This is a genomic window from Arthrobacter sp. BGA-UO-ETr-C19 (assembly GCF_059568005.1).
In genome coordinates, this window is sequence record NZ_JCAQPC010000023.1 from 185,933 (window position 1) to 210,570 (window position 24,638).

At 65.1% G+C, this 24,638-nt stretch carries 18 protein-coding genes; 11 read left to right on the forward strand and 7 right to left on the reverse strand.

What is annotated here, in order from left to right:
* Positions 1 to 3: 3 nt before the first annotated feature.
* The 5 genes from AC57BR_RS17025 (at position 4) to AC57BR_RS17045 (ending at position 7,637) form a co-directional block, all read left to right on the forward strand.
* A complete protein-coding gene (locus AC57BR_RS17025) occupies positions 4 to 1,551 on the forward strand; it encodes an aldehyde dehydrogenase family protein (RefSeq protein ID WP_496362629.1) in 1,548 nt (515 codons plus the stop codon).
* 151 nt (positions 1,552 to 1,702) lie between these two features.
* Positions 1,703 to 3,343, forward strand: a complete 1,641-nt coding sequence (locus tag AC57BR_RS17030; RefSeq protein WP_496362631.1) for an APC family permease — start codon at positions 1,703 to 1,705, stop codon at positions 3,341 to 3,343.
* A gap of 58 nt (positions 3,344 to 3,401) precedes the next feature.
* Positions 3,402 to 4,565, forward strand: a complete 1,164-nt coding sequence (locus AC57BR_RS17035; RefSeq protein ID WP_496362633.1) for an S-(hydroxymethyl)mycothiol dehydrogenase — start codon at positions 3,402 to 3,404, stop codon at positions 4,563 to 4,565.
* Complete coding sequence (locus AC57BR_RS17040) at positions 4,562 to 5,182, forward strand: MBL fold metallo-hydrolase (RefSeq protein ID WP_496362635.1); 621 nt, start codon at positions 4,562 to 4,564, stop codon at positions 5,180 to 5,182. Before AC57BR_RS17035 ends, AC57BR_RS17040 begins: the two co-directional genes overlap by 4 nt.
* A gap of 103 nt (positions 5,183 to 5,285) precedes the next feature.
* A complete protein-coding gene (locus tag AC57BR_RS17045) occupies positions 5,286 to 7,637 on the forward strand; it encodes an FdhF/YdeP family oxidoreductase (RefSeq protein WP_496362637.1) in 2,352 nt (783 codons plus the stop codon).
* A gap of 60 nt (positions 7,638 to 7,697) precedes the next feature.
* Here the strand turns inward: AC57BR_RS17045 and AC57BR_RS17050 are convergent, their stop codons facing one another.
* From AC57BR_RS17050 to AC57BR_RS17075, 6 genes are all read right to left on the reverse strand, one after another.
* On the reverse strand, positions 7,698 to 9,716 hold the full coding sequence (locus AC57BR_RS17050) for an outer membrane protein assembly factor BamB family protein (protein ID WP_496362639.1): 2,019 nt from the start codon (positions 9,714 to 9,716) through the stop codon (positions 7,698 to 7,700).
* Positions 9,717 to 9,839: 123 nt separating this feature from the next.
* Positions 9,840 to 10,853, reverse strand: a complete 1,014-nt coding sequence (locus AC57BR_RS17055; protein ID WP_496362641.1) for a hydroxyacid dehydrogenase — start codon at positions 10,851 to 10,853, stop codon at positions 9,840 to 9,842.
* The gene (locus AC57BR_RS17060) at positions 10,850 to 11,776 is read right to left on the reverse strand and encodes a carbohydrate ABC transporter permease (RefSeq protein WP_496362643.1); all 927 of its coding nucleotides are present in this window, start codon (positions 11,774 to 11,776) and stop codon (positions 10,850 to 10,852) included. Before AC57BR_RS17060 ends, AC57BR_RS17055 begins: the two co-directional genes overlap by 4 nt.
* Positions 11,773 to 12,723, reverse strand: coding sequence for a carbohydrate ABC transporter permease (locus tag AC57BR_RS17065; protein WP_496362645.1), 951 nt, complete (start codon positions 12,721 to 12,723; stop codon positions 11,773 to 11,775). The genes AC57BR_RS17060 and AC57BR_RS17065 overlap by 4 nt, the downstream gene beginning before the upstream one ends.
* Positions 12,724 to 12,770: 47 nt before the next feature.
* Entirely contained in the window at positions 12,771 to 14,084 is a 1,314-nt protein-coding gene (locus tag AC57BR_RS17070; protein WP_496362647.1) for an ABC transporter substrate-binding protein, read from the reverse strand.
* Between the two features lie 159 nt (positions 14,085 to 14,243).
* The gene (locus AC57BR_RS17075; protein ID WP_496362649.1) at positions 14,244 to 15,398 is read right to left on the reverse strand and encodes a LacI family DNA-binding transcriptional regulator; all 1,155 of its coding nucleotides are present in this window, start codon (positions 15,396 to 15,398) and stop codon (positions 14,244 to 14,246) included.
* A gap of 140 nt (positions 15,399 to 15,538) precedes the next feature.
* On the opposite strand from AC57BR_RS17075, the gene AC57BR_RS17080 reads away from it, so the two are divergent.
* Entirely contained in the window at positions 15,539 to 16,345 is an 807-nt protein-coding gene (locus AC57BR_RS17080; protein ID WP_496362651.1) for a sugar phosphate isomerase/epimerase family protein, read from the forward strand.
* A gap of 277 nt (positions 16,346 to 16,622) precedes the next feature.
* On the opposite strand, the gene AC57BR_RS17085 is transcribed toward AC57BR_RS17080, so the two are convergent.
* On the reverse strand, positions 16,623 to 17,759 hold the full coding sequence (locus AC57BR_RS17085; RefSeq protein WP_496362653.1) for a LacI family DNA-binding transcriptional regulator: 1,137 nt from the start codon (positions 17,757 to 17,759) through the stop codon (positions 16,623 to 16,625).
* A 322-nt stretch (positions 17,760 to 18,081) separates the two neighbouring features.
* On the opposite strand from AC57BR_RS17085, the gene AC57BR_RS17090 reads away from it, so the two are divergent.
* From AC57BR_RS17090 to AC57BR_RS17110, 5 genes are all read left to right on the forward strand, one after another.
* A complete protein-coding gene (locus tag AC57BR_RS17090; RefSeq protein ID WP_496362655.1) occupies positions 18,082 to 19,173 on the forward strand; it encodes a sugar ABC transporter substrate-binding protein in 1,092 nt (363 codons plus the stop codon).
* A gap of 59 nt (positions 19,174 to 19,232) precedes the next feature.
* A complete protein-coding gene (locus tag AC57BR_RS17095; protein ID WP_496362657.1) occupies positions 19,233 to 20,816 on the forward strand; it encodes a sugar ABC transporter ATP-binding protein in 1,584 nt (527 codons plus the stop codon).
* Positions 20,817 to 20,979: 163 nt separating this feature from the next.
* Positions 20,980 to 21,918 carry an ABC transporter permease gene (locus tag AC57BR_RS17100; protein WP_496362659.1) on the forward strand — a complete coding sequence of 313 codons (939 nt, stop codon included), beginning with the start codon at positions 20,980 to 20,982 and terminating at the stop codon, positions 21,916 to 21,918.
* 63 nt (positions 21,919 to 21,981) lie between these two features.
* Positions 21,982 to 22,932 carry an aldo/keto reductase gene (locus tag AC57BR_RS17105; protein ID WP_496362661.1) on the forward strand — a complete coding sequence of 317 codons (951 nt, stop codon included), beginning with the start codon at positions 21,982 to 21,984 and terminating at the stop codon, positions 22,930 to 22,932.
* Positions 22,933 to 22,976: 44 nt separating this feature from the next.
* Positions 22,977 to 24,629 carry a GMC family oxidoreductase gene (locus AC57BR_RS17110; protein WP_003798247.1) on the forward strand — a complete coding sequence of 551 codons (1,653 nt, stop codon included), beginning with the start codon at positions 22,977 to 22,979 and terminating at the stop codon, positions 24,627 to 24,629.
* The last annotated feature ends 9 nt before the right edge of the window (positions 24,630 to 24,638 follow it).

The window sequence follows — 24,638 nt, forward strand, 5'->3', positions numbered from 1 at the left end:
GGCATGAGCGTAACGATCGATACCCAACTGGAGCTCGCCCGCGGCCTGTACATCGACGGCGCCTGGCAAGAGGCGTCCGACGGCGGGACCACCACTGTGCGCTGCCCGGCGGACGGGCGTGAGGTGGCTGTCGTGGCCTCGTCGACAGTGCAGGACGCGGAGCGGGCGATCGCCAGTGCACGGGCCGCGTTCGACGACGGCCCGTGGCGCCGTCTCACGGACATCGAGCGCGGTGCGGTCATGCTCCGCGTCGCGGACCTCCTTGAGCGGGACAAGGCGGCCTATGCGCGGGCCGAGGCGCTCGACACGGGTAAGCGGCTCGTGGAGGCCGAGTACGACATGGACGACATCGCCGCGTGCTTCCGGTACTACGGCAAGGTGGCGGGGCTCGACGCCGGCCGTGTCATTGACACCGGCCGGGCGGATGCGATCAGCCGCGTGGTGTACGAGCCGCTCGGGGTCTGCGCGCTCATTGCGCCGTGGAACTACCCGCTCCTCCAGGCGGCGTGGAAGGTGGCGCCGGCACTCGTCGCGGGGAACTCGTTCGTGCTCAAGCCCAGCGAGCTCACGCCGTCGACCTCGATCCTGCTCATGGAGACCCTCGCAGAGGCCGGTGTTCCGGCCGGCGTGGCGAATCTGGTCACGGGATCCGGGTCCAAGGTGGGCGGCCCGCTCAGCTCCGATCCGCGCGTCGACCTCGTATCCCTGACAGGGAGCCTGGCCACGGGGCAAACGATCATGGCCGCCGCCGCCGAAACCGTGAAGCGCGTCGCCTTCGAGCTCGGCGGGAAGAACCCCAACGTCGTCTTCGCGGACGCTGACTGGGATGCCGCCGTCGACAACGCCCTGACCGCAGTGTTCCTGCACTCCGGCCAGGTCTGCTCGGCAGGGGCACGGCTCGTCGTCGAGGAGACGATCGCCGGGCGTTTTGTGGCCGAGGTGGTCGAACGGGCGAAGAAGATCCGGATGGGTGGACCGTTCGACGCTGACGCCGAGACCGGGCCGCTCATCTCCGCCAGGCACCGCGATCAGGTGCACGCCTACGTCCAGGCCGGGATCGCGGAAGGCGCAGAGCTGCTGTGCGGCGGTTACATCCCCGACGACGGTCCGCTCGCGGACGGCTTCTTCTACCCGCCCACCGTGCTCGGCAACTGCCGCTCGGGGATGACCGTGCTGCAGGAGGAATCGTTCGGCCCGGTGCTGACCGTGGAGACGTTCCGGACCGAGGCCGAGGCCGTCGCGATCGCGAACGACACCGAGTACGGCCTGGCCGGAGCGGTGTGGACGTCGGACGCGTCGAAGGCGCAGCGCGTCGCGGGCGCCCTCCGGCACGGAACGGTGTGGATCAACGACTACCACCCGTACGTCCCCCAGGCGGAATGGGGCGGTTTCGGGAAGTCCGGGATCGGCCGGGAGCTCGGCCAGGCCGGGCTGGCCGAGTACCGCGAAGCCAAGCACATCTGGCAGAACATCGCACCCGCCCCGAGCGGATGGTTCGGCTCAGCTCCCGGGGAAACCCCCGGGGAAACGGGGGCTGGCGCGGCCGGCTAGGCATCAGCTTTGGGGGAGACGGCCGGGCGCTGCAGCGCGGTGCCCGGCCGCCGGTTTCACCTGCGCGCAGTATCAACTGCGTGTAGTGTTACCCGCGTCCAAAGGCGGCCGCGGGTCATCACCATCGTGCTTTTCTGACTTAGGAGTTCAGATGTTGGAACCCAGCAAGAGTACTGATTCAAGCGGCATGGACGAGTTCGGCTATGCCCAGACCCTGGACCGGAGCATCGGCAAGTTCGCCAGCTTCGCCGCAGGCGTCAGCTACATCTCCATCCTCACCGGTGTTTTTCAACTGTTCTACTTTGGTTTCTCCATGGCCGGCCCGGCGTACGCGTGGTCATGGCCCATCGTTTTCGTCGGCCAGTTGATGGTAGCCCTGTGCTTTGCCGAACTGGCAGGCCGCTACCCCGTGGCAGGCTCGGTCTACAACTGGGCCAAGCGCCTCGCCTCCGGCACCTCGGCCTGGCTTGCCGGCTGGCTGCTGCTGCTGTCTTCCATCATGGCGCTGGGGTCCGTGGCGCTCGCCCTGCAGATCACCCTGCCGCAGCTCTGGTCCGGATTCCAGATCGTCGGCGACGGCACCGGCACCTACGACTTTGCCCTCAACGGGGTTCTGCTCGCCACCATCATGATCACCATCTCCACCCTCATAAACGCGTTCGGTGTGAAGCTCATGACCCGGATCAACAGCATCGGCGTGTTCGTTGAGCTGGTCGCGGCCGTGCTGCTCATCCTTGCGCTGGGCTGGCATGTGGTGCGGGGACCCGAGGTCTTCTTCGACACGGCCGGCTTCGGCGAGGGCCACGACCTCGGCTTCTTCGGCGTGTTCCTCATCGGCGCGATGGCGTCCGGCTACGTCATGTACGGCTTCGACACCGCCAGCTCCCTGGGCGAGGAAACGAAGGACCCGAAGCGCACCGCCCCCAAGGCCATCCTGCGCGCTGTCACCGCGTCCTTCCTGCTGGGCGGGCTGATCCTGCTCTTCGGCATCCTGGCCGCTCCGGACCTTACCGACCCCAAGATCGGCGCGGCCGACGGCGGCCTGCAGCACATCGTGCTCTCCGTCCTGGGCGGCCCCTTCGGCAAGGCCTTCCTCGTGTGCATCGTGGTGGCCGTCGTGGTCTGCACGCTGGCCGTGCACGCCGCTGCCATCCGCATGATGTTCGCCATGGCGCGGGACAACAACCTCCCGTTCAGCCGCCAGCTCAGCAAGGTGGACCCGGTCCGCAAGACCCCCACGATTGCGGCCATCGTGATCGGCGTCCTGGCCGTCATCCCGCTGCTGGTCAACGTCATGCAGCCGGCGATTTTCACGATTCTGTCCAGCATCAGCATTGTCCTGATCTACATGTCCTACCTGCTGGTCACGGTCCCCATGCTGCGCAAGCGCCTCCTGAAGAAGTGGCCGGGCGCCGGCGACCACTCCGAGGCCGGTTTCAGCATGGGCAAATGGGGGCTGCCCGTGAACATCCTCGCGGTTCTGTGGGGCGGCGCCATGACCCTGAACCTGATCTGGCCGCGCCCTGAAATCTACAACTCGGTGCCGCCGTTCGAGTGGTACCTGCAGTGGGGCGGGGTCCTCTTCGTCGCCGCCGTCACCGGCGGCGGGGCCCTGCTCTACCGCCTAAAGATCAGGCACCAGACGGGCATTCTCGCGGAGCATGCCACAGTGCACGCCGCCGCATCCCCGGTGCCCGTGCAGGAGCCGCCCGCCCCCATCGACAGCAGCAGCACGGCAAGCGGACTGTCCGGTCCTCGGGACGGGGATCTCGAACCGCAGCAAGTCGGTTAGATTTGGCTGAGGTGCCGTAGCCAAAGGGCCCCCCGGCTCAGGAAAGGAACGAGATTTTATGGTTCATAGAGTGAAGGCAGTTGTTGTCAGGGCGAAGGATGCTCCGGTGTCGGTGGAGACGATTCTGGTGCCGGATCCGGGGCCGGGGGAGGCGTTGGTGGATGTGCTGACGTGCGGGGTGTGTCATACGGATTTGCATTACAAGCTGGGCGGGATCGGGGATGAGTTCCCGTATCTGTTGGGTCATGAGGCGACCGGTGTGGTCTCCGCGGTGGGTGAGGGTGTGACGGAGGTGGCTCCCGGTGACCGGGTGATCCTGAACTGGCGTGCGGTGTGCGGGCAGTGCCGGGCGTGCGCGAAGGGCCAGCCGCAGTACTGTTTCAACACGGCGAACGCGTCCCAGAAGATGACCCTGGAGGATGGCACGGTGCTGTCTCCGGCGTTGGGGATCGGGGCGTTCGCGGAGAAGACCCTGGTCGCTGCGGGTCAGTGCACGAAGGTCGATCCCGACGCCGATGCTGCCGCTGTCGGTTTGCTGGGGTGCGGGGTGATGGCCGGGATTGGTGCGGCGATTAACACCGGTGAGGTCAAGCGCGGCGAGTCGGTGGCCGTGATCGGCTGCGGCGGGGTGGGCATCGCGGCGATCGCGGGCGCGAAGCTGGCCGGGGCGACGACGATCATCGCCGTGGACATTGACGAGAACAAGATTCAGATGGCGAAGTCCCTGGGTGCGACGCACGGGGTGAACTCCCGCGAGGCCGATCCGGTGGAGGCGATCCGGGCGCTGACGGGCGGGAACGGCGCCGATGTGGTGATTGAGGCGGTCGGCCGCCCGGAGACGTACAAGCAGGCGTTCTATGCCCGTGACCTGGCCGGGCGTGTGGTCCTGGTGGGTGTGCCGACCCCGGAAATGCAGTTGGAGTTGCCGTTGCTGGATGTGTTTGGGAGGGGCGGGTCGTTGAAGTCTTCCTGGTACGGGGACTGCCTGCCGTCCCGGGATTTCCCGATGCTGGTCTCCCATTACCGGCAGGGGAACCTGGACCTGGACGCGTTCGTGTCCGAACGGATCACCATCGACCAGGTCGAGGAAGCCTTCGACAAGATGCACGACGGCAAGGTCCTGCGTTCAGTTGTTGAAATCCAGCCCGCGGGATCCTCCACAGCAGCGGCTGCCCGGCCGGCCGCGGCAACGGCTGCCACGACTGCGGGGGCGTCCGTATGAGTGTCAGAATCGAGAACCTGGTCACCTCGGGCACGTTTTCCCTGGACGGCGGGACCTGGGATGTGGACAACAACGTCTGGATCGTCGGTGACGAACAGGAGTGCGTGATTATTGATTCCCCGCACGACGCCGCCGCGATCATCAACCAGGTCCGGGGCCGGAAGGTGAAGGCGATCCTGCTCACGCACGCGCACAACGACCACATCGGCGCCGCCCGCGAACTCGCCCAGGCCGTCGGTGCAGAGATCCACCTGAACCCGGAGGACCAGGTCCTCTGGGAACAGGTCTACCCCGGCACCACCCCCGATAAGGGCATCGCGGACGGGGACGAGTTCGAAGTCGCAGGGGCCGTGCTGAAGGCGATCCACACGCCGGGCCACTCACCGGGCTCCACCTGCTTCCTGTTGGAAAGCGAGAACACCGTGTTCACCGGGGACACCTTGTTCAACGGCGGACCCGGCGCGACCGGACGCTCCTACAGCGACTACCCCACCATCCTGGCCTCCATCCGTGAACGCCTCCTCACCCTCCCACCGGACACAACCGTCAGGACCGGACACGGGGAGAACACCACCATCGCCGCCGAACGCGAAACCCTCGCCAAGGTGGCACAGTAAGAAGAAAGACAAGATCGCACACCTAAGGCGCGCCAGGAATGCCTGGCGCGCCTTAGTGGCGAGTCAGTTCAGGCACGAATACAGCGGTAAGGAAGTTGGAACAATGAAGTTCGGGAAGCAGCCCGCCCCCGTCGCGGACATCAACGAGGACGAGCTCGAAGTCCACAAGCCGAAGACCGAAGCCGCCGGCGTCAAGGCCGTGATGGTGGCGCTGGAACGCGCCGTGGCGCAGGCCGGCGTGACCCGCACGGCGCAGTCGCTGCTGCGGCTCAACCAGCGCGGCGGTTTTGACTGCCCGGGCTGTGCGTGGCCGGAGTCGGACAAGAAGCGCAAGGCCGCCGAGTTCTGCGAGAACGGTGCCAAGGCGGTGGCCGAGGAGAGCACCCTGCGGACCGTGGGGGCGGAGTTCTGGGCGAAGCATTCCATCGCCGAGCTGTCCGAAAAGACCGAGTACTGGCTGGGCAACCAGGGCCGGCTCAGCGAACCGGTGGTCATCCGGGAAGGGGAGACGCACTACTCGCCGATCTCCTGGGCGGATGCGTTCGAGCTGATCGGCGAGCACATCCGGGCCAGCACGCCGGACCGCTGTGTCTTCTACACCTCGGGCCGCACGGCCAACGAGACGGCGTTCATGTACCAGCTGTTCGCCCGGTCGCTGGGCACGAACAACCTGCCGGACTGCTCCAACATGTGCCACGAGTCCTCCGGTTCGGCACTGAACCCGACCATCGGCATCGGCAAGGGCACGGTATCCCTGGACGACATCCACGACGCCGAGCTGATCTTCGTGGTGGGGCAGAACCCCGGCACCAACCATCCGCGCATGCTGTCCGCGCTGAAGGAATGCAAGGACAATGGCGGCAAGGTGGTGGCGGTGAACCCGCTGCCCGAGGCCGGCCTGTTCAACTTCCGCGATCCGCAGACGCTTTCCGGTGTGGTGGGCGGCGGCACGCCGCTGGCCGACGAATACCTGCAGATCAAGGTGGGCGGCGACCTCGCCCTGTTCCAGGCCCTCGGCCACCTGCTGCTGCAGGCTGAAGAGCAAAACCCGGGGACCGTCGTCGACCGTTCCTTCATTGACGCGCAGACCGACGGCTTCGACGCGTACGTCGAAGCCCGCCGCGATGTGGACTGGGAGGAGACGGAGCGGGCCACCGGCCTGGGCCGGCAGCAGATCGAGGATGTGGCCGGGATGCTGGTGGCGTCCAAGGCCACCATTTTCTGCTGGGCGCTGGGCGTCACCCAGCAGCCGCATTCGGTGGATACGATCAAGGAAATGGTCAACGTCCTGCTGCTGCAGGGCAACTTCGGCAAGCCCGGTGCCGGCGCGTGCCCGGTGCGCGGACACTCCAACGTCCAGGGCGACCGGACCATGGGCATCTGGGAGAAGCCGAAGGAATGGCTGCTCGAAGCCCTCGACAATGAGTTCGGCATCCAGTCGCCGCGGCACCACGGCCATGACGCAGTGGAGTCCATGGAGGCGTTCGAGCGCGACGAGGTGGACGTGTTCGTGTCCATGGGCGGAAACTTCTCGCTGGCGTGTTCGGACACGGAGACGCTGGAAGCCGGAATGCAGCGGATCGGGCTCACCGTCCATATCTCCACCAAGCCCAACCGCTCGCACATCGTGCACGGCCGCACCTCGCTGATCCTTCCCACGCTGGGACGGACGGACAAGGACGACAAGCACCCCAAGGGTGCCCAGTTCCTGTCCGTGGAGGACTCCATGTCCGTGGTCCACTCCACCCAGGGAAGGCTGACCCCGGTCTCCGAGCACCTGCTCGCCGAGCCGGTGATCGTGGCACGGATGGCCGAGGCCACGTTCGGGCCGGACCATTCGGTGGACTGGAAGGCCATGGCTGAGGACTACGACGTGGTCCGTGACCACATCGCCCGCGTCCTGCCTGGATTTGAGGACTTCAACGCCAGGGTCCGGACCAAGAACGGCTTTGTGCTGCCCAACCCGCCGCGCGACACCCGTTCGTTCAAAACGGACATCGGCCGCGGCCGCTTTACGGTCAGCCCACTGGAGTACCTGACGCCGCCGGAGGGCCACCTGGTGCTGCAGACGATCCGTAGCCACGACCAGTACAACACCACGTTCTACGGCCTGGACGACCGCTACCGCGGGATCTCCGACGGCCGCCGCGTGATCCTGGTGCACCCGGAGGACCTGGCCGAGCAGGGCTTCAAGGACCGCGACCTCGTGGACGTGGTGAGCACCTTCCAGGGCACGGACCGGCGCGCCGAGAAGTTCCGCCTGGTGGCCTACCCGACGGCCAAGGGCTGCGCCGCGGCGTACTTCCCCGAAGCCAACGCCCTGGTCCACAAGGAAAACGTGGCCCGCGTGTCCAACACCCCCGGCTTCAAGGCCATGTTCGTCCGCTTCGAGCCGCACGCAGGCGGGGTTGCGACGGCGGAGGCTGGCGCCCTGGAGCCGGCCTCAGCCAGCTGACGCATTCCCATGCGAGAACGGCCCCGCTTCCTTTTTGGAAGCGGGGCTGTTCTGGGTTCCCTACATCCTGGGATGGTCGTTGATCCGCATGAGGTTGCGGCCGCGCAGGGTGTAGAGGTAACCCGCCTCATCGTTGGTGATGTGGGATCCGCTGTACCAGCCGCCATTGGTGTCCGCGAGTACGGTGGCTACCTCGAACGTTCTGGGGTCGAAGCGGAACACGGTGGTGTCCGAGACGCCGTAGACCGCGCCGCGGTTTGCCACCAGGGCGCCGAATCCATAGGACCGGGTGCTGATGTCCGCCTGGTGCACCACTTTGCGCTTGGGGAGGTCGACGATGAAGATCCCGCCCTTGCGCGTCAGCCCATACAGGTTCCGGCCTTGGACGGCGAGGGCGGCAATGCCTGCCCCCATCCCGGGTTCAATCCGCCAGAGCTCCGTGCCGGCGGCCGGATCGAAGGCGACGACCGTGCCCGGGCCGTCTAGGGTGGGGAGGCCGCCGCCCAGGTAGGCAATGCCGTCGCGGGTGGCTACGGCGCGCAGGAGCTGGCGGTTGTCGACCGGGTTGATGAAGCACTGCTTGGCCCCGGTGGCGGGATCGTAGGTCCAGAAGGATCCGCCGCCTTCGGTGTCCGACTGGGCAGCCACCAGGACGAGCCTGTTGACGTCGTCCCAGCAGACGTCGAGCGGCCGGTTCTGTGCACCGGGGAAGTCGGCGGCCTGGTGGATCGGCTGGCCGCTGAGCGGATCGTACGTCCAGATGCCCTGCGAGCTGTACTGGCCGGTGTAGAGGACGCCGTCCACAATGACGGCGTCCTTGGCCTCGCCCTGGGACTGCAGGTTGACCACTTCGCCGGTGGCGGGCGAGTGGCGGGCGATCACGCCGTTGCCGCCGGCGTAGACGAATCCGGCGCCCGCCGCGATGCCCATGACCGTCTGGGGAGTGGCGGAGGCGCCGGCCTCGCCAAGGTCGTTGACGGCCATCCTTCCTGTGCCGGGGTCGATCTCGGCCACGAAGCCGTAGCCCGAGGTGGCAAGGATCTTGTTGTCGCGGGCGTCCACGCCCCAGATTTCTCCGAGGTCCGGACCATTGAGCGTTAGCTGCGAAATTGAGTTCGAAGCCGCGGAGTACATGCACACGCCCGACTCGTTGGCGAAGTACACGTGCCCGCCGATGCTGGTGAAGTTCTTGGCGGTCTTGCCGATGGACGTCGCCACGGAATAAGAGACGGGGTTGTCAAGGTCCATGAGGGCCACCTTCGACTGTTGGGTCGACGCGGCGGAGCTAACCAGTAGTTTGTCTCCGAGGATGGCCAGTTCCCGGATGCTTGGATCGGCCAGCATCTCCGTGGGCGTGACCTGTGTGAAGGTCTGGGTGGCGCGGCTGTATGCCCAGAGGCACGCCCGGCCTGCACTCCCGCCGCCACCGAGGGTGCTGCCGGCGCCGAAGAAGACCGTGGTGTCGGTGGCCGCAACCGCCCGCGCCAGCGTAGCGCCCGCGTCGGGGATCCCCAGGCTGATGACCTGGCCGGTCGCGGGGTCGTACTCCCACAAAGCCGGCTTGCTGGCGCTTCCGCCGCCCACCGCGTACAGGCGGCCGTTTGGTGCGACGCTGAGGTCGCGCACGTCGCGGTCACCGATGCGGCCGATCGGCGCTGCCTTCGTGGACAGGCTGGCCAGATCCCAGCGGTAAAGGTTCGGCAGGGTACCGACGGCATTTTGGAGGACGCCGGCGTACAGGTAGCGGCCTGTGGAATCAGCCGCCAGGGCCTGGATGCTGTAGCCCGTGTCCAGTACGGTCTCGCCGAGTACCTTGCCCGTGGGCACGTGGAACGCGACGATGCGGACGGGATCGAGGTTGCGGGAACCGATGTAGACGATGTCGCCGACCAGGACCGAACTCATCAGTGAGAACTGGACTACCGCCGGTCCCAGGTCGATGATTTCGGTGGTGCCGGGCTGGGCGGGCGGGTCCGTAGCTGCTGCCGGCCCCGACGCGGCGAGGCCCAGTGCGGCGGCGAGACCGGCTGCGCCGCCGGCCAGGAGGATGGCCCGCCTGCTGATGTTGGAATTCTGCATTGAACTTCCTTTGATCTGTTGGGGTGGTGAAAGCTGTTGCCGAGGCGCCCCGTTGGGCATTTTTTGCGCGCTGAATTGCGCGCGGGCATGCCGGAGATGCAAGGTACGACGGCGGTGCTCCGATTAGGCGGTGAAGGCCAGGTCCTCGACCTGGACGGGGAAGCGCAGCGGCTCGCCCCGGGAAACGCGGTGGGCTTCGGCCACCGCGGTGGCTGCGAGCCGTTCCAGCTCACCGCCGAGCGAGCCGGCAAGATGCGGGGTCAGCAGGACGTTCGGATTGGAGTAGAAGCCCGAATCCGCGGGCAGGACCCAAGGTGTGGTGACGTCGAGGACGGCATACAGTTCGTGCCGTTCCAGCCGGGCCAGTAGTGCTTCCTGGTCCACCAGCTCGCCGCGGGCGGTGTTGATGAACGTGGAGCCGGGCTGCAAGCGCGCTATCAGCCCGGCATCGATCAGGTTCCGTGTGGAGGGAAGCGACGGTGCGTGCAGCGATACGACGTCGCTGCTTTCCACAAGTTCCTCCAGGCCCACCAATTGCACGCCAAGGCCGGCGGCGTCCTGGATGCTCAGGTAGGGGTCTGCCACCACCACGTCGAGGTCGTAGGGCTCGAGCAGCCGGATGACGTGCCTGCCGATTTTGGACGCGCCGATGATGCCCACGCGTTTGCCGTAGTTGCCCATCTCCGGAAACAGTTCGTCCGGCTCGATGGGTGACTTCTCGGCGTGGAGGGTCCGGGCAATCTGCAGGACCCGTTTGTTCGCCAGCAGGATCATGGCCAAGGCGTATTCGGCCACGGGGATGGCGTTGGCGTCCGCCGCGGTGCTGATCTGGAGGCCCCGCGCCCAGCACTCATCACCCACGTGGTGCTTGACGGTCCCGCCGGCGTGCAGGATGTGGCGCAGCCGAGGGGCGGCATCCAGGACCTCTCCGTTCACCGTGGGGCAACCCCACCCGGTGATGAGGATGTCGGTTTCTGCGAGCAGACCCAGCGAACGTGATGACGTGAAGTCCTCCATGGGTTCCGGGCTCAGGAGCCGCAGACCGGAGTGCAGGGATTGCAGGCGCCGGGGGGAGAAGATCCTGGCGGCGACGCCGGGGCCCATGGCAAGGGCGACGTTCAGGTTTGCCGGGCTCATTTGACGGCTCCCGCGGTCAGGCCGGACTTCCAGAAGCGCTGGAGCATGATGAACGCCAGCAGCAGCGGAATGACGGAGAGCAGCGAACCTGTGATCACCATGGGGACGAACTCGGGCTGGGGGACCGCGTAGCCCTGCCAGATGGAGATGCCCACGCTGACCGGCAGCAGCTGCTGGTCCTGGAGCATCACCAGGGGAAGCATGAAGTTGTTCCATACTCCGACGAACTGGAACAGGGCAATGGTGATGTAGCCCGGCATCATCATGGGCAGGCCCAGCGAGAAGAAGGAACGGATGGCTCCGGCGCCGTCCACGCGCGCTGCCTCCAGCGTCTCCATCGGGACATAGGAGGAGGCGTACACGCGGGCCAGGTACACGCCGAACGGGTTGCACAGGACGGGGATCAGGATGGCCCAGATGGTGTTGGTCATTCCCGCCACCGATGCCAGCAGGTACATGGGCAGCACCGTTGCCGTGTTGGGGATCAGGACGCCAACCAGCACGAATCCAAACAGGGAGTCCTTGCCGCGGAACTGGAACTTGTCGAAGGCGTAGCCGGCCATCACGGAGATGAGGCTGCCCGCGACGGCACCGAATCCCGCATAGAGGACGGAGTTGCCCATCCACCGGAAGAACACTCCTCCGTCCTGGGCAGCCACTGCCACGATGTTTTCAACGAGGGCAAAGTTGCCAAAGGAGTAGGCGCTGGTGCCATAGAGGTCTGCGGCGTTCTTGGTGGACGCGAAGAGCAGCCACAGGACCGGGACCACCATGTAAACGGAGCCCAGGATCAGCAGCCCGTTCACGGTGAGCTTGCTGCCGAAGCCGCCTTGGTTGGCAGTGGACTTCTGTCGCGGCGCGGGTTTCACAGCCATGGGCTTGGTCTCTTTGTTGCGGGTGAGGGGCAGGGTATTGGTGGTCATCGTTTGTTCATCCTGGAACTGAAGCGGGTGACAACCAGGGACAGGATTGCTGCCAGCCCGGCAATGATGATTGAGGCGGCTGCGGCCTGGTTGAGGTTATGCCTGATGAACGCCGCGTCGTAGGCCCACAGGTTGGGCACCCAGGTACTGGTGATGGACGGCGTGGCCTTGGCAATGATGGAGGGTTCCGTGAAGAGCTGCAGGGTTCCGATGATGGTGAACAGCATGATCACGCTCAGCGCAGGCAGGATGAGCGGGAACTTGATGCTCAGTGCCGTGCGGATTTCGCCCGCGCCATCCACCCGCGCCGCCTCGAGGATTTCCCGTGGAACGGCCTGCAGGGCGGTGAACAGGATGATGACGTTATAGCCGGTCCATTCCCACACGCCGATGTTGACGATGGCCGGAAGGACCATGTGTGCGTCCAGGAAGTTGATCTGGATGCCGCCGCCCTGGAGCGCCTGCACGAGCGGGCTGATGCCGGGAGTGTAGAGGTACGCCCAGATCAGGGCTGCGATGACGCCGGGCACGGCGTGCGGAAGGAAAACGAGCAGCTGGAACAGCTTGCGTGCCCTGGCGACCGTTGCATCAAGGAGGAGCGCAAAAATAACCGCGCCGCCCACCATGCAGGGGATGTAGATCAGGCAGTACAAGCCGAGCCGGGCGATGCCGCTGATGAACGATTCCGACTGCAGGACCTGCAGGTAGTTCTCGAGTCCAACAAAAGCGGTTTTGGCTTCGCCGAAACCGAGACCCGATTTCTGCTGCGCATAGAAGCTCAGCACGATGGAGTAGATGACCGGCGCCACCATGGCGATGGCAAAGACTGCGAAGAACGGGACCAGGAAGAGTGCCGCGGTCCTGCCGCCTGTTCCGGAGGCTGCACTGCGTCCTGGGGCTGCACTGCGCTTGCGGAGCGGAACAGCGATGGGGGCCTGAGAGGCCATGGAGATCTCCTAACTGGCTGGGCTGCCTCCGTGGAGGCAGCCCAGGGCTACTCTTTGACGGAAAGACCGTTCTGCTTGAGTCCGGCCACTGTTGCCGTCTGGGCCGTGTTTATGGCTTCCAGGACAGTGCCACCGGTGCTGAGCTTGCCGTAGGCGTCTTTGAGTGCCGTGTTGGTGAGGTCCCAGCTGGGGCCCCACTGCCAGCCCGGGCTGACCGTTGTGTACGCCTTGTCGAAGACCGCGTAGATATCGTTGCCGAAGTAGCTGGCGTCGTAGGCCCTTTCAGCCACCGGAGTCAGGCCCGGGAATGCCAGGAAAGCCGAGCCGGTGTTGCCTCGCGCCTTGATGGCAGCCTGGTCTGTGGTCAGGAATTCGATGAATTTGGCGGCGGCTGCCGGGTTCTTGCTGCTCTTGGTGACGTTGAAGCTGGATCCGCCGTAGAAGGCGCCGGCGGGCGTGCCCCAGTTCGGCATTTCCGCGGCGATCCACTGCCCCTTCTGTCCGCTCGCTTCCGTGCGCTTCTGGATGCCCGTTGCGCTCCAGTTCGCCCCAATGACGCCGACGACGGTGCCGTTTGCCAGATCGAGGCTCCACTCATCGCTGTAGGCCTGCGTCACCTTGACCAGTTTGTTGTCGATCAGCTTCTGCCAGTAGTCGGCCACCTTCTTGGTGGCGTCATCATTCACACCGACCTGCCAGCTGTCGCCCGAGGTAGCGAACCATTTGGCCCCTGCCTGCCAGGCCAGTCCGGCAGTGGCCGGTACTTGGTTGGGGTTAAAGCTGGCCAGGTAGGCTTCGGGTGCAACGGCTTTGAGCTTCCGTGCCGCGTCTTCGAATTCCTGCCAGGTTTTGGGGACGTCGATGCCGGCCTTGGCCAGCATGTCCTTGCGGTAGTACATGACCATGGGAGCGGCGTCATAGGGCACGCCGTAGGTCTTATCGCCGAATTGGACCATGCCCCGGATTTCGCCGCCAAGCTTGTCCACGGTGGCGGATTTGTCGATCAGTCCATCCAAGGGCTGCACCTGGCCGTTGCTGACGAACTGGGGCAACTGCGGGTATTCGATCGTTGAGACGTCGGGTCCGTTACCCGCGGTGATGGCCGTGGACAGCTTGGCGTAGCCCCCGCTGTCGGCGTTGGGGACCGTCTCGAACGTGACCTTGATTTTGCTTTGGCTCGCGTTGAACGCGGCCGCCACTTTGTCCATGCCGGCCAGGGGTGACCAAAAAGTAATGGTGCCGGAGGCGTCTTGGGCGGGCGTGGGTACCGTGGACGGACCCGGGCCTGTTCCACAGGCTGCCAGCAGCAGTGCGCTGCTGGCCAGGCCGGCCGCCCCGATAAGCAGATTGCGACGCTTCATTTGTTCTCCCTTGAAATCCACGATGCGAAGGTGGGATGTGGCCGCTGCCACTGATGTATTTCAATGAAACACGCAAAGTTGAACAAACCCAACGAAATGAACAGTAGTGAACATTAGGGATTTTTCGTGGACATCTTCGGAGGGGGTCCTGCCGTCACCTCAGCCGGCTGTCGAATCCCTGACGATCAGAGTGGGCGACAGGATAACCCTCTGAAGGGCACGGCCCGAACCCTGCCGGGCCCCCAGGCGGTTGAGGCACATTTGGAGGGCATGGTAGCCGACGTCGAACTTGGGCGGCGCCACGGCGCTCATTGGTACGGTCCCAAAGGAGGCGATTTCGTCGTCATAGGCCATCAGCGCGAGATCGCCCGGGATGTGGAGTTCCCGGGCCTCGCACAAGTCAGCAAACATGAGCGCATCCTCGTCGTTGTGAACGATGGCGGCAGTTGTGCCCGCACCAACGAACCCGCTGATGATGCTGTCCAACTCCTGACGGAGCGTCTCCGGGTCGTTGGCTGCCAGGGTGATGGTGCGTATCAGGGCCGGATCCGTCGAAAGCCCCGCCGTCTGCATGGCAAGGCGGTAGCCTTCGGCGACGGGTGATGACGTGGGACTGCTTTCGCGCACACATAGCGCAATTTTCCGATGGCCCTGGGCCACAAGGTGGTTGACGGCGATCTCCGCCCCCCGCACATGGTCGCTCCGCACCGATTCCAGATGTCCGTCATCCATCACTCCATCGATCGAACGTTCCACGACGATCACGGGTACTTCGGCTGATGCCAGCAGGCCAAGGGTGGGTGTGTTCGCCAGGGTCTGGCGACTGGGCGTCACCAGCAGCCCATCGACACCGCTTTTCAAGAGCCGTTGAATCTGGCGTTCTTCTTCGGCAGGGGAGTAGTTGGAGACTCCAAGGACCAGTCTGACACCCAACTCCTGAGCCGCAGCCTCGGCACCCCTGATAATCCCGGGGAAGTAGTACCTGGCGGTGGGTACGATCATGCCGATGGTGGCCAGTGGGCGCTGTCTGGTGGAGGGTCCGGCGCTCCTTCCGGCCGAAGTAGTATGCCGTGAGTCCCTGACGGCATCCGTGGAGTCTCCGTGACCTTTCGCGGCAGGACGTCGGGCCGAGCTCGTGGCCGCCACAGCCCCTCCGTGGACACGCTGCAGCAAGCCCTGTCCGTCGAGGAAGGCCAGATCGCGCCGTACGGTCATGCCGGAGATTCCCATTCGCCGGGCGAACTCAGCCGCGTTCAAAGACCCGCGGAGTGACAGTTCCCGAAGGATCTGATTTTGTCTGTCCTCAGTCAACACCGGAGCGCTCTCCTTTTGTGTTTAGTTTTGTGCACTTTGTTCACTATGAACTACATGCCACATAGTGTGAGGAGTCAAGTCACCCGCACACGCCAGTCCGGCTGAAATCCGTGCTGGCCCGGAAGCAGAAGGGGCCTCCTGTGCCGCCAACGAAACTCAGCCCGGGCCTGTGCTCGGTAACCCTTCGGGCGCTCAGCATTAACGACGTCGTGCGAACCGCCGCTTCCTCCGGTCTGGCTGGAATCGAATGGGGGACCGATGTCCATGTCCTCGATGCTGACTCCGCGGCGTATGCCCGGTGCACGACGGAGGCCGCCGGGCTGCGCGTCTTATCCTTGGGGTCCTATTACCGCGCCGGCTCATTCGGCGACTTCGAGGACATCCTTGTTCGCTCAACGGAACTCGGCGCGCCCCGGATCCGTATATGGGCCGGCGATGTGGGTTCCGCCGAAGCCACCGCAGCGAAGTGGGACGCTGTGGTCGCAGACACGCAACGGATCGCGGAGCTCGCGGCCACACGGGGCACAACCTTGGCCTTCGAGTATCACGGCGGTACGCTGACGGACACGCCGGAGACCACGCTCGAACTCCTCAGGCGGGTGGACCGGCGTGCCGTCGGCACCTACTGGCAGCCCTCCGTCGGTCTTGGCGACCACCAAGCACTCGAGTCGCTGCGCCACGTGATCGGGCATGTAGTGGGGGTCCACTGCTTCTCTTGGTGGCCGCAGGCTGAACGGTTGCCGCTGGCGGACCGAACGCAGCTGTGGCAGGGCATATCTGAGGTGCTGCTCGGCAGCGGTAAAGAGCTGGACATCATGCTGGAATTCGTAGCGGGCGACCTCCAGGAGAACGTCATAGCCGACGCCGAATTCCTGAAGCGCATTATGCAATCTACGCACGGCAACGGTTCCGCTTTGGGCATCGCTGATTCCGAATTCGCGGGCTAAGCCGGCCTTCTGCTCGCCGTTGGCCGTCTGAACCGTGAGGGAAAGGCTTGGCGCACGGGTGCGTTCACCCCGGGTCGTGGGGCTAACACCCGAGCGATCACGGTCTTGGCCGGATTCCTGCCGGCCCTGATGGTCGACGGATTAGTCGAGAATGTACATTTCGTAGGGGTCGGTCTTCATAATGAGCTGGCGGCCATGCACATCGTCAAATTGAAGCCACATCATCGACGAGTCGCTGGGTATCGCTTCCACCACTCCGTTTCGTAGTCGGTGGCCGTTACGACGTACCTCGACGGTGCACCCCACGAGATTTTTCCATGCGCCGCTCACTAAGGTGCTGCTCTCTTCCGTCTTCAATTCGCGTCTCCTTTTCTTGATGAAGGGGCCATTTGGCATCGGCCGCCTTCAGGGAGCCACTTGGGGGAGCCGCCGTGCTTGCGCGGACCACCAGTTGGGTAGGCACCAGCGTGACGCCGGGTTCGGTGGTGTTGGTGCGGATTTGCTGCAGGACGTTGTCGACGCACCGGTTGCCGACGTCGGCGAAGTTCTGGTGGACCGTGGTGAGCGGGGGAGCGTAGGAGGAGGCTTCGGGGACGTCGTCGAAGCCGATCAGGCTGATGTCGTCGGGGACTGCTTTTCCCTTTTCGCGGAAGGCCCGGAGCAGGCCGAGGGCCATGTGGTCGTTCGCGGCGAAGACGGCGGTGCAGCCGGGCTCGTCGGCGAGCCGGAGCCCGGCCTCGTAGCCGGAGTCCGCTGACCAGTCACCGCGGAGCACAGGCGGGACGGGCCTGCCGGCGGCAGTGAGCGTGCTGCGCCACGCGGCGGCGCGGCGTTCGCTGGCGAAGGACTCCTCGGGGCCGGCGACGTGCCAGACGGTGTTGTGGCCAAGGTCCAAAAGGTGTTGGACGGCCTTTTGGGCGCCGTCGGCCTGGTCTGTGTCCACCACGCTGTATTGCTCGCCGGCGTCGGAGTCGACGACGACGACCTTCACGCCCGGAGGCAGCGTCACGGTGGCTGCATCCAGGAGGTGGACCTCCATGATGGCGATCACCGCGTCAACGGCGAGTTCACCCAGGCGCGAGAACGCGCCCTGGATGCCCGCCTGGGTGGCTGCCGTCACCGGGATCAGCGTGATCGCGAAGTCCTGCCGAGCTGCGCGCAGCGCAATGGCCTCCAGTGTGCGCATGTTACCCAGCGAGGAGAGCGAGAACGTGATCACCCCGATGGTCCGGAAACTGCCACGCCTCAGTGCCCGTGCCGCACTGTTGGGCCGGTATCCCAGCTCGTTCATCACAGCAATGACGTGCCGCCTGGTGGCAGCGCGCACGTCAGGGCTACCGTTCGCCACACGGGATACAGTCTGGGTCGAGACTCTCGCCAGCACCGCGACGTCCACCATCGATACACGATCCAAACGGCCTCGCTGCTCCAGGGGCCGATTCTCGTCAAGATCCGAGCACATCTGTCCTACCTAGTTTGGCGCGAGCGGTTTCGATGGCACTCGCCAGAAGAAGAGTTGATTGAGTTAGCGATAAATCAGCACCCTTACTAATGTCGCTGATCGAAGACTGCTTCGCCGTTCCCCTTATTCTGCGGGCTCTGCGGCGGAATTACCAGCGCGGATTAAAACTTCGACCGATTTTTCCAAAGGCTCTTGATAGTGCGCTAACTCACGGTGTAAGTTGGCTCACGTAGCCCCGAGGTGGGGTAGTCACGAACACAAGGGAGTGTTGTTCATGCAGAGAACTACAACTGGAATTCGTCGGAACAAAAGACTTGGCAGGGCCGCTCTGTGCGCTTCTGTCCTGACGGTCGCCATGCTGGGGCTGGCTGGCTGTAAGGGCGGCGCTGCCGCGGACGATGCGGGGGAAAAGGCAAGCGGCAAGGGGCTGGTCATCGGTTGGAGCCAGCGCGGCATCAGTGGCAGTGACTGGTGGAAGACCCTCGTTGAGGGCGGCCAGGCCGAGGCGAGCAAGATCGGGGCGCGACTCGAGTTGCTGGATGCCAATGGTGATACCGTCCGGCAGAACGCTGACGTGCAGACCCTCATCACGAAGGGCGTGGACGTCGTCGTCATGAACCCGAACGACCCACTTGGCGTCGGACCCTCGGTTCAGGCGCTGAAGGATGCGGGCATACCCGTTGTCACCGTCAACTCAAGCCTGGACAAATCCCTGGTCCCGGACATGTTCTGCTACGTCGCGGAAGATCAGGAGCACACCGGCTCACTCGCCGGCGAAACCGCTGCTCAGAAGGCACTCGAGAAGTACGGCGACAAGGGCCAGATTAAGCTCGTCGGTATCGGCGGCTTCCCGGGAGACGTGCTAAGCGACCTCCGATTCAACGGCTTCATGACGGGGTGGAACCGCGTCATGGATAAGCACCCAGGCGTCACCACCGTGAAGCTCGACACGAAGTACGGGGAGTGGAAGCCCGATAAGGCGCTCGCACCGATCCGCGACGTCGCGACCGCCAACCCGGACCTCAAGGTCATCTACAGCATGAGCGACGTCATGCACGGCGGCATTGTCCAGGGCCTGCAGCAGTCAGGTCTCTGGGGTGATGGGATCATCATGGCCAGCTATGACGGCGGCATGGGAGCCATCAAGGAAATGGTGGACGACCCGAAGGGCCCGTTGCAGGCTGACGCATCCAACCAGCCGTGGGACCAGGGAGCCGCCGCAGTGCGGATGGCACTTGCCGCCTTCAACGGCGACCAGTCCCAGTGCCCGGACAAGACGAACTACATCGACACGACGGTGATTACGCCCGCCGAAGCACCCGAGTACTACGTCCCCACGCACACCTACGTCCGCGCTAAAGACTGAGGCCCCTGCCCGGCGCTGCCCGTGGTCGGCCGTTCCACCCAGAGCCCTATGTAAGGAGCATGATGCTCGCCCATAACCCGGTCTCACCTTCCACCGCAGCGGTGGAGACGGCACGAGACACCCACGACGGCGCTGCGGAGCTACGGCTCGACGGCGTCACCAAGTCCTATCCTGGCGTCCAGGCGCTGAAGGGCGTCAGCTTCAGCGTCAGCCGCGGATCCATTCACGCACTCGCCGGGCAGAACGGCGCGGGCAAGTCGACGCTCGTGAAGATCCTCTCCGGTGCGGAATCCCCGGACGACGGAACCATCCGCCTCGGTGGCGAACTTCAGCGGTTCCGTGACCCGATGGATGCCCAGCGCGCCGGGATCCACACGATTTACCAGGAGCTTTCGCTCGTGCCGTCGCTCTCGGTGGCCGAGAACATCTTCCTCGGCCAGTTGCCCCGGCGGGCGGGGGTCCCCGTCGACTGGCAGCGTATGCAGGCCGAGGCCAGGACGGCGCTCGACCGCGTAGGCTTCCACCTGGATGTCCGCCGTCCCGTAGCAAGTTACTCCACAGCGGAGCAACAGGCCGTGGAGCTGGCTAAGGCCTTGCACAAGGACGCCCGGGTCCTGCTACTGGATGAACCCACGTCCACGTTGCCCCTGCCCGATGTTGAGCGGCTGTTCACGGTCCTCCGGTCGCTGTCCGAACAGGGCGTGACGCTGCTGTACATCTCACACCGCATGGACGAGCTCTTCTCGCTATGCGACGCCGTGACCGTGCTGCGCGATGGCGTGAACGCCGCGGATCTGAAGACGGCAGACTCCAAGCCCGCCGACGTCGTCACGGCAATGGTCGGGAAAAGCCTCGAAGGGTCCATTGCCGACGCAGCCCTCCGCGGGGAACGCTCGCCCAGCCTCGGCGCCGGCCCTCGGGAGAGCGTCATCCTCTCCGCCCGCGACCTCTCCGAGCAGGGGTACGTGGACAAGGTGTCGTTCGAACTGCATGAAGGCGAGGTCCTCGGCATCTCCGGGCTCATCGGCAGCGGCCAGTCAGAACTGGCTGGCCTCATCGCGGGTGCGCGGCGGCGGACCTCCGGAGAGATCCGCGTCGACGGGAAAGCCGTGGACTTCCGTGCCCCCCGCGACGCGATCCGCCGCGGGATCGGGCTGCTGCCGCAGGACCGCAAAGCCGCGGGCTTCATCCCGGACATGGGCGTCGCCGGCAACATCACCTTGGCCAGCCTCCCGCAATTCAGCCGGCTGAGCGTGATCCAGTCCCGGCGGGAGCGCGGCGTGGCCGGGGAGATGGTGGCCCGGCTCGGCATGAAGGTCTCCGGGGTGAACCAGCCGCTCAAGACGCTGAGCGGTGGAACCCAGCAGAAGGCCATCCTGGCCCGCTGGCTTGTCCGCCAGTCACGCATCCTCGTGTGCGACGAACCAACCCGCGGCGTGGACGTCGGGGCGAAGGAGGACATGTACGAGCTCATCCGCGAGTTCGCACAGGCCGGAGGAACCGTCGTGGTGGCGAGCTCGGAGATCACCGAGGCGATGATGTGCGACCGCGTCCTCGTGATGGCACGCGGCCAAGTCGTCGCCGAACTCGACCATGACGACATCGACCCCGCCGGCAACGCCATCCTTGAGCGCTTCGCCTGAGGGCCCCCTCGATCAGTTTCTATTCAGGAGAACAACCATGTCCCGGACCCTGTCGCCCCTGCCTCCAACAAGTGGCGCCCCCTCCCCATCCCCATCCGCCAGCGTCGGCTCCCGCCTGCGGGGCAGCGCCCTCCGAGCCCTGCCAAAGAGCTACCTTATCCTCGTGCTCCTCGCAATCATCGCGGTGGGCTATTACGTCTCCGACGACTTCCTGACGTTCCGCAACGCTGAAAACGTGATCACGGCCGCCTCGATCGTCGTCGTACTGGCGATCGGCCAATACTTCGTCATCCTGACGGGCGGCATCGACCTCTCCGTAGGATCGATCCTCGCCATGTCGACAGTACTTACGGCATTGACGCTGCAGGCCGGAATGCCCGCCGGCGCGTCCGTCGTGTTCGTGCTGGCCTGCTGCGCTGTCGCAGGACTGGTCAACGGCGTCCTCGTCGTCTGGTTGAACATCCCCCCGTTCATCGCCACGCTCGCCATGATGAGCGCCGTCAAGGGCTTCAGCTACATCATCCAGTCAACAAGCCTGATCGAGATCCGCGACCAGGGGCTCATCCAGGCCTTCTCCCGCGGCAGCTTCCTCGGCATCCGCAACCCGGTCCTGATCTTCATCATCGTTGCGGTCGTCGCGGCGCTCGTGGCCAAGTACACGACGTTCGGCCGCTCCCTCTACGCGATCGGCGGCAACCCCGAAGCCTCGAGGCTTTCAGGCCTGCCGGTCGCCCGGAACCTGATCATCACCTACACCATCTCCGGCGTGCTCGCGGGCCTCGCAGGCCTTGTGGCCGCGGCCCAGCTACGGCAGGGAAGCTCGCTCATCGGCGTAGGTTACGAACTCGACGCCATCGCAGCCGTCGTCGTGGGCGGCGCCTCCCTCATGGGCGGCAAGGGCGATCCCCTGAACGCGGTGATCGGCGTGTTCATCCTGACGACCATCATCAACATTATGAACCTCGTCGGGATCTCCTCCGAACCGCAGCTGGTGATCAAGGGCGCAGTAATCATCCTCGCCGTCTTCCTCTCCAGCGCAGGCGGCGTCCAGAGGATATCTGGATTCTTCTCCAAACATTTCCGGCGAACCCAGGCTGCTTAGAACCCAGGCCGCTTAAACGCCTACCCATCATCAACTCATTCAGCTTCAGAAAGCAGGAGTTTCATGTCCATTCGTCCCTTCGGTCGCACCGATCTGACAGTCTCCGATATCTGTGTCGGCACGAGCGCGCTCGGCAGCTTTCCCGCCCAGTACGGCTACGAAGTCGATGAGGACACCGCCGTCGCCACGATCCAGCGCGTCTTCGACGGGCCCTTCACCTTCATCGACACCTCTAACGAGTACGGCGGGGGGGCCAGTGAAGAGCGGATTGGCCGGGCGATCGCCGAGCGCGGCGGTATCCCCGAGGGATACGTCGTCGCCACGAAGGTCGACCCGCTTCCCGGGAGCACCGACTTCTCCGGAGACCGCGTCCGCCGGTCCGTCGAGGAAAGCCTCGAGCGCCTCGGCCTCGACAAGCTCCAGCTCGTCTACCTGCACGACCCCGAGAAGATCTCGTTCGAGGAGGGAGTAGCCAAGGGAGGCCCCCTCGAAGCCCTCATCGATCTCCGGGACCAGGGTGTTATCCAGTACCTGGGCGTCGCCGGAGGCCCGATCGACCTGGAGCTGCAGTACCTTGCCACAGACGCGTTCGACGCCGTCATCAGCCACAACCGCTACACCCTCGTCGAACAGACCGCCGAGCCGCTCCTGGAAGACGCAGCCCGCCGCGGAGTCGCCTTCGTCAACGCCGCCCCCTTCGGCGGCGGGATGCTCGTCAAGGGACCGCGGGCCGTCCCGCGGTACTGCTACGCACCTGTCGACCAGGCGACGATCGACCGGGTCCTGCGCATGGAAGCGCTGTGCGGGCAGCACGGCGTCCCACTCGCCGCAGCTGCCCTGCAATTCTCCGTGCGAGACGAGCGCGTGGCATCCACCATCGTTGGCATGTCCCGCCCGACCCGCGTCGAGGAGACCCTCGGCCTGCTCAACCACGACATCCCCCAGGAACTCTGGGACCAGCTCCTGCCCCTTGCAAGCGCCGGCCGGAACGGCATTGAAACCGTGACGGTCTGACCGCCGGGGCGCGAAGCAGGAACTTACGAAAGGAAACCAAAATAATGACCAGGAAGAAGCAGCCTGAGCCGGTGGATGTCGTCATCGTCGGCGCAGGCGCCGGCGGGGCCACCGCGGCAAAGGTGCTGTCCGAGGCTGGCCTGAAGGTGGTGGGCCTGGAGCGGGGGCCATGGCTGAAGCCCGAGCACGCCTCGGGTGACGAGCTGAAGTTCCTCAACCGGAATTTCATCTGGCAGGACCCGAAGGTCAAGCCGCGGACCTACCGCCCCAACGACAAGGTCGAGGCGGAAATCACCAACTTCTCCGCCACCCCGCAGGTGGTGGGCGGAGGCACCACCCACTGGGGTGGCATGGTTCCGCGCATGGCCGAGAGCGATTTCAAGCTGCGCAGCCTGCATGGCGATGTTCCGGGCGCGAGCCTGGTCGACTGGCCTATCTCCTACGACGAGCTGGAGCCGTACTATACGCGCGTTGAGTGGGAGTTCGGCACGTCGGGCCTGGCGGGGGCGAACAAGTGGGAAGCGTGGCGAAGCCGCGGCTACCCGACCAAGCCGTCACCGCTGAGCCAGATCGGGCGAACCTTCGCCACCGCGATGTCCAAGCTCGGCCACGGCACGTTCCCCATGCCGCAGGGCATGGTGACCGAACCCTACCGGGGGCGGCAGCCCTTCAGTGAAAACGGCTTCTGGCAGCAATACCCCGACCCGGGCAGCGGCAAATCATCGACGCTGATCAGCTTCATCCCGGACGCGGTTGCGACCGGGCGCTACGACCTCCGCCCCGACTCCTACGTCAGCGAGATACTCGTCGGCAAGGACGGCCGCGCCACCGGTGTGCGCTACCAGGACGAGGACGGCGACGAATTCGTCCAGCACGCGAAGGCCGTGATCGTCTGTGGCGGCGGCATCGAGACTCCTCGCCTGCTGCTCATGTCGAAGTCAGGGCTCTTCCCGGACGGCCTCGGCAACGGCAACGGCATGGTCGGAAAGAACGCGACCTTCCACCAGTACTCCTTCTCCGTTGGCTTGTTCGACCGTGAGGTGAGTGACCCGCTGTACGGGTGGGCGGGCCACTACATGAGCCTGTGTTCCTTCGATTTCTACGAAACGGACGAGAGCCGGGGCCACATTCTGGGGTCGCTGATCTTCCCGTCGATGATCGGCCACCCGGTGAACTGGAGCTTCCCCGGCAGGCCGACCTGGGGCCAGGCGGCGAAGGACGCTGACCGTGACTTCTTCAACCACAGCATGAAGATCGGTGTCCTGCTGCACGATTTGCCCGTTGAGGACAACCGCGTCGACCTTGACCCGAACGTCAAGGACGCGTGGGGTCTGCCGGTGGCCCGCATTACCCATACGCCCCACTCCAACGACTTTGCCCAGGAACGCTGGCAGGTCGCCAAGAACGGGGAGATCCTCGAGGCCGCCGGGGCGAAGAAGGTCATTCCGGTCAACATGGAGCGGATCACGGGCAACACCTCGCACGAACTGGGCACCGCCCGCATGGGCAACGACCCGGCAACGTCCGTCGTCGACCGCTGGTGCCGCTCGCACGAGGTACCAAACCTCTACGTTTTCGACGCGAGCTTCTTCCCGACCGCGACCGGTATCAACCCGGCCCTGACGATCATGGCGAACGCCTGGCGGTGCTCTGACCGCATCCTCCAGGTCGACCGCCACGGCTGGTCCGAAAACTGATTCGCACCT

Excerpts from the sequence above, each read along its gene's own strand:
- AC57BR_RS17045 (WP_496362637.1), top strand. The coding sequence starts at position 5,286 with ATGAAGTTCGGGAAGCAGCCCGCCCCCGTCGCGGACATCAACGAGGAC.
- AC57BR_RS17035 (WP_496362633.1), top strand. The coding sequence starts at position 3,402 with ATGGTTCATAGAGTGAAGGCAGTTGTTGTCAGGGCGAAGGATGCTCCG.
- AC57BR_RS17050 (WP_496362639.1), bottom strand. The coding sequence starts at position 9,716 with ATGCAGAATTCCAACATCAGCAGGCGGGCCATCCTCCTGGCCGGCGGC.
- AC57BR_RS17055 (WP_496362641.1), bottom strand. The coding sequence starts at position 10,853 with ATGAGCCCGGCAAACCTGAACGTCGCCCTTGCCATGGGCCCCGGCGTC.
- AC57BR_RS17095 (WP_496362657.1), top strand. The coding sequence starts at position 19,233 with ATGATGCTCGCCCATAACCCGGTCTCACCTTCCACCGCAGCGGTGGAG.
- AC57BR_RS17025 (WP_496362629.1), top strand. The coding sequence starts at position 4 with ATGAGCGTAACGATCGATACCCAACTGGAGCTCGCCCGCGGCCTGTAC.
- AC57BR_RS17065 (WP_496362645.1), bottom strand. The coding sequence starts at position 12,723 with ATGGCCTCTCAGGCCCCCATCGCTGTTCCGCTCCGCAAGCGCAGTGCA.
- AC57BR_RS17070 (WP_496362647.1), bottom strand. The coding sequence starts at position 14,084 with ATGAAGCGTCGCAATCTGCTTATCGGGGCGGCCGGCCTGGCCAGCAGC.
- AC57BR_RS17030 (WP_496362631.1), top strand. The coding sequence starts at position 1,703 with ATGTTGGAACCCAGCAAGAGTACTGATTCAAGCGGCATGGACGAGTTC.
- AC57BR_RS17040 (WP_496362635.1), top strand. The coding sequence starts at position 4,562 with ATGAGTGTCAGAATCGAGAACCTGGTCACCTCGGGCACGTTTTCCCTG.
- AC57BR_RS17110 (WP_003798247.1), top strand. The coding sequence starts at position 22,977 with ATGACCAGGAAGAAGCAGCCTGAGCCGGTGGATGTCGTCATCGTCGGC.
- AC57BR_RS17090 (WP_496362655.1), top strand. The coding sequence starts at position 18,082 with ATGCAGAGAACTACAACTGGAATTCGTCGGAACAAAAGACTTGGCAGG.
- AC57BR_RS17105 (WP_496362661.1), top strand. The coding sequence starts at position 21,982 with ATGTCCATTCGTCCCTTCGGTCGCACCGATCTGACAGTCTCCGATATC.
- AC57BR_RS17060 (WP_496362643.1), bottom strand. The coding sequence starts at position 11,776 with ATGACCACCAATACCCTGCCCCTCACCCGCAACAAAGAGACCAAGCCC.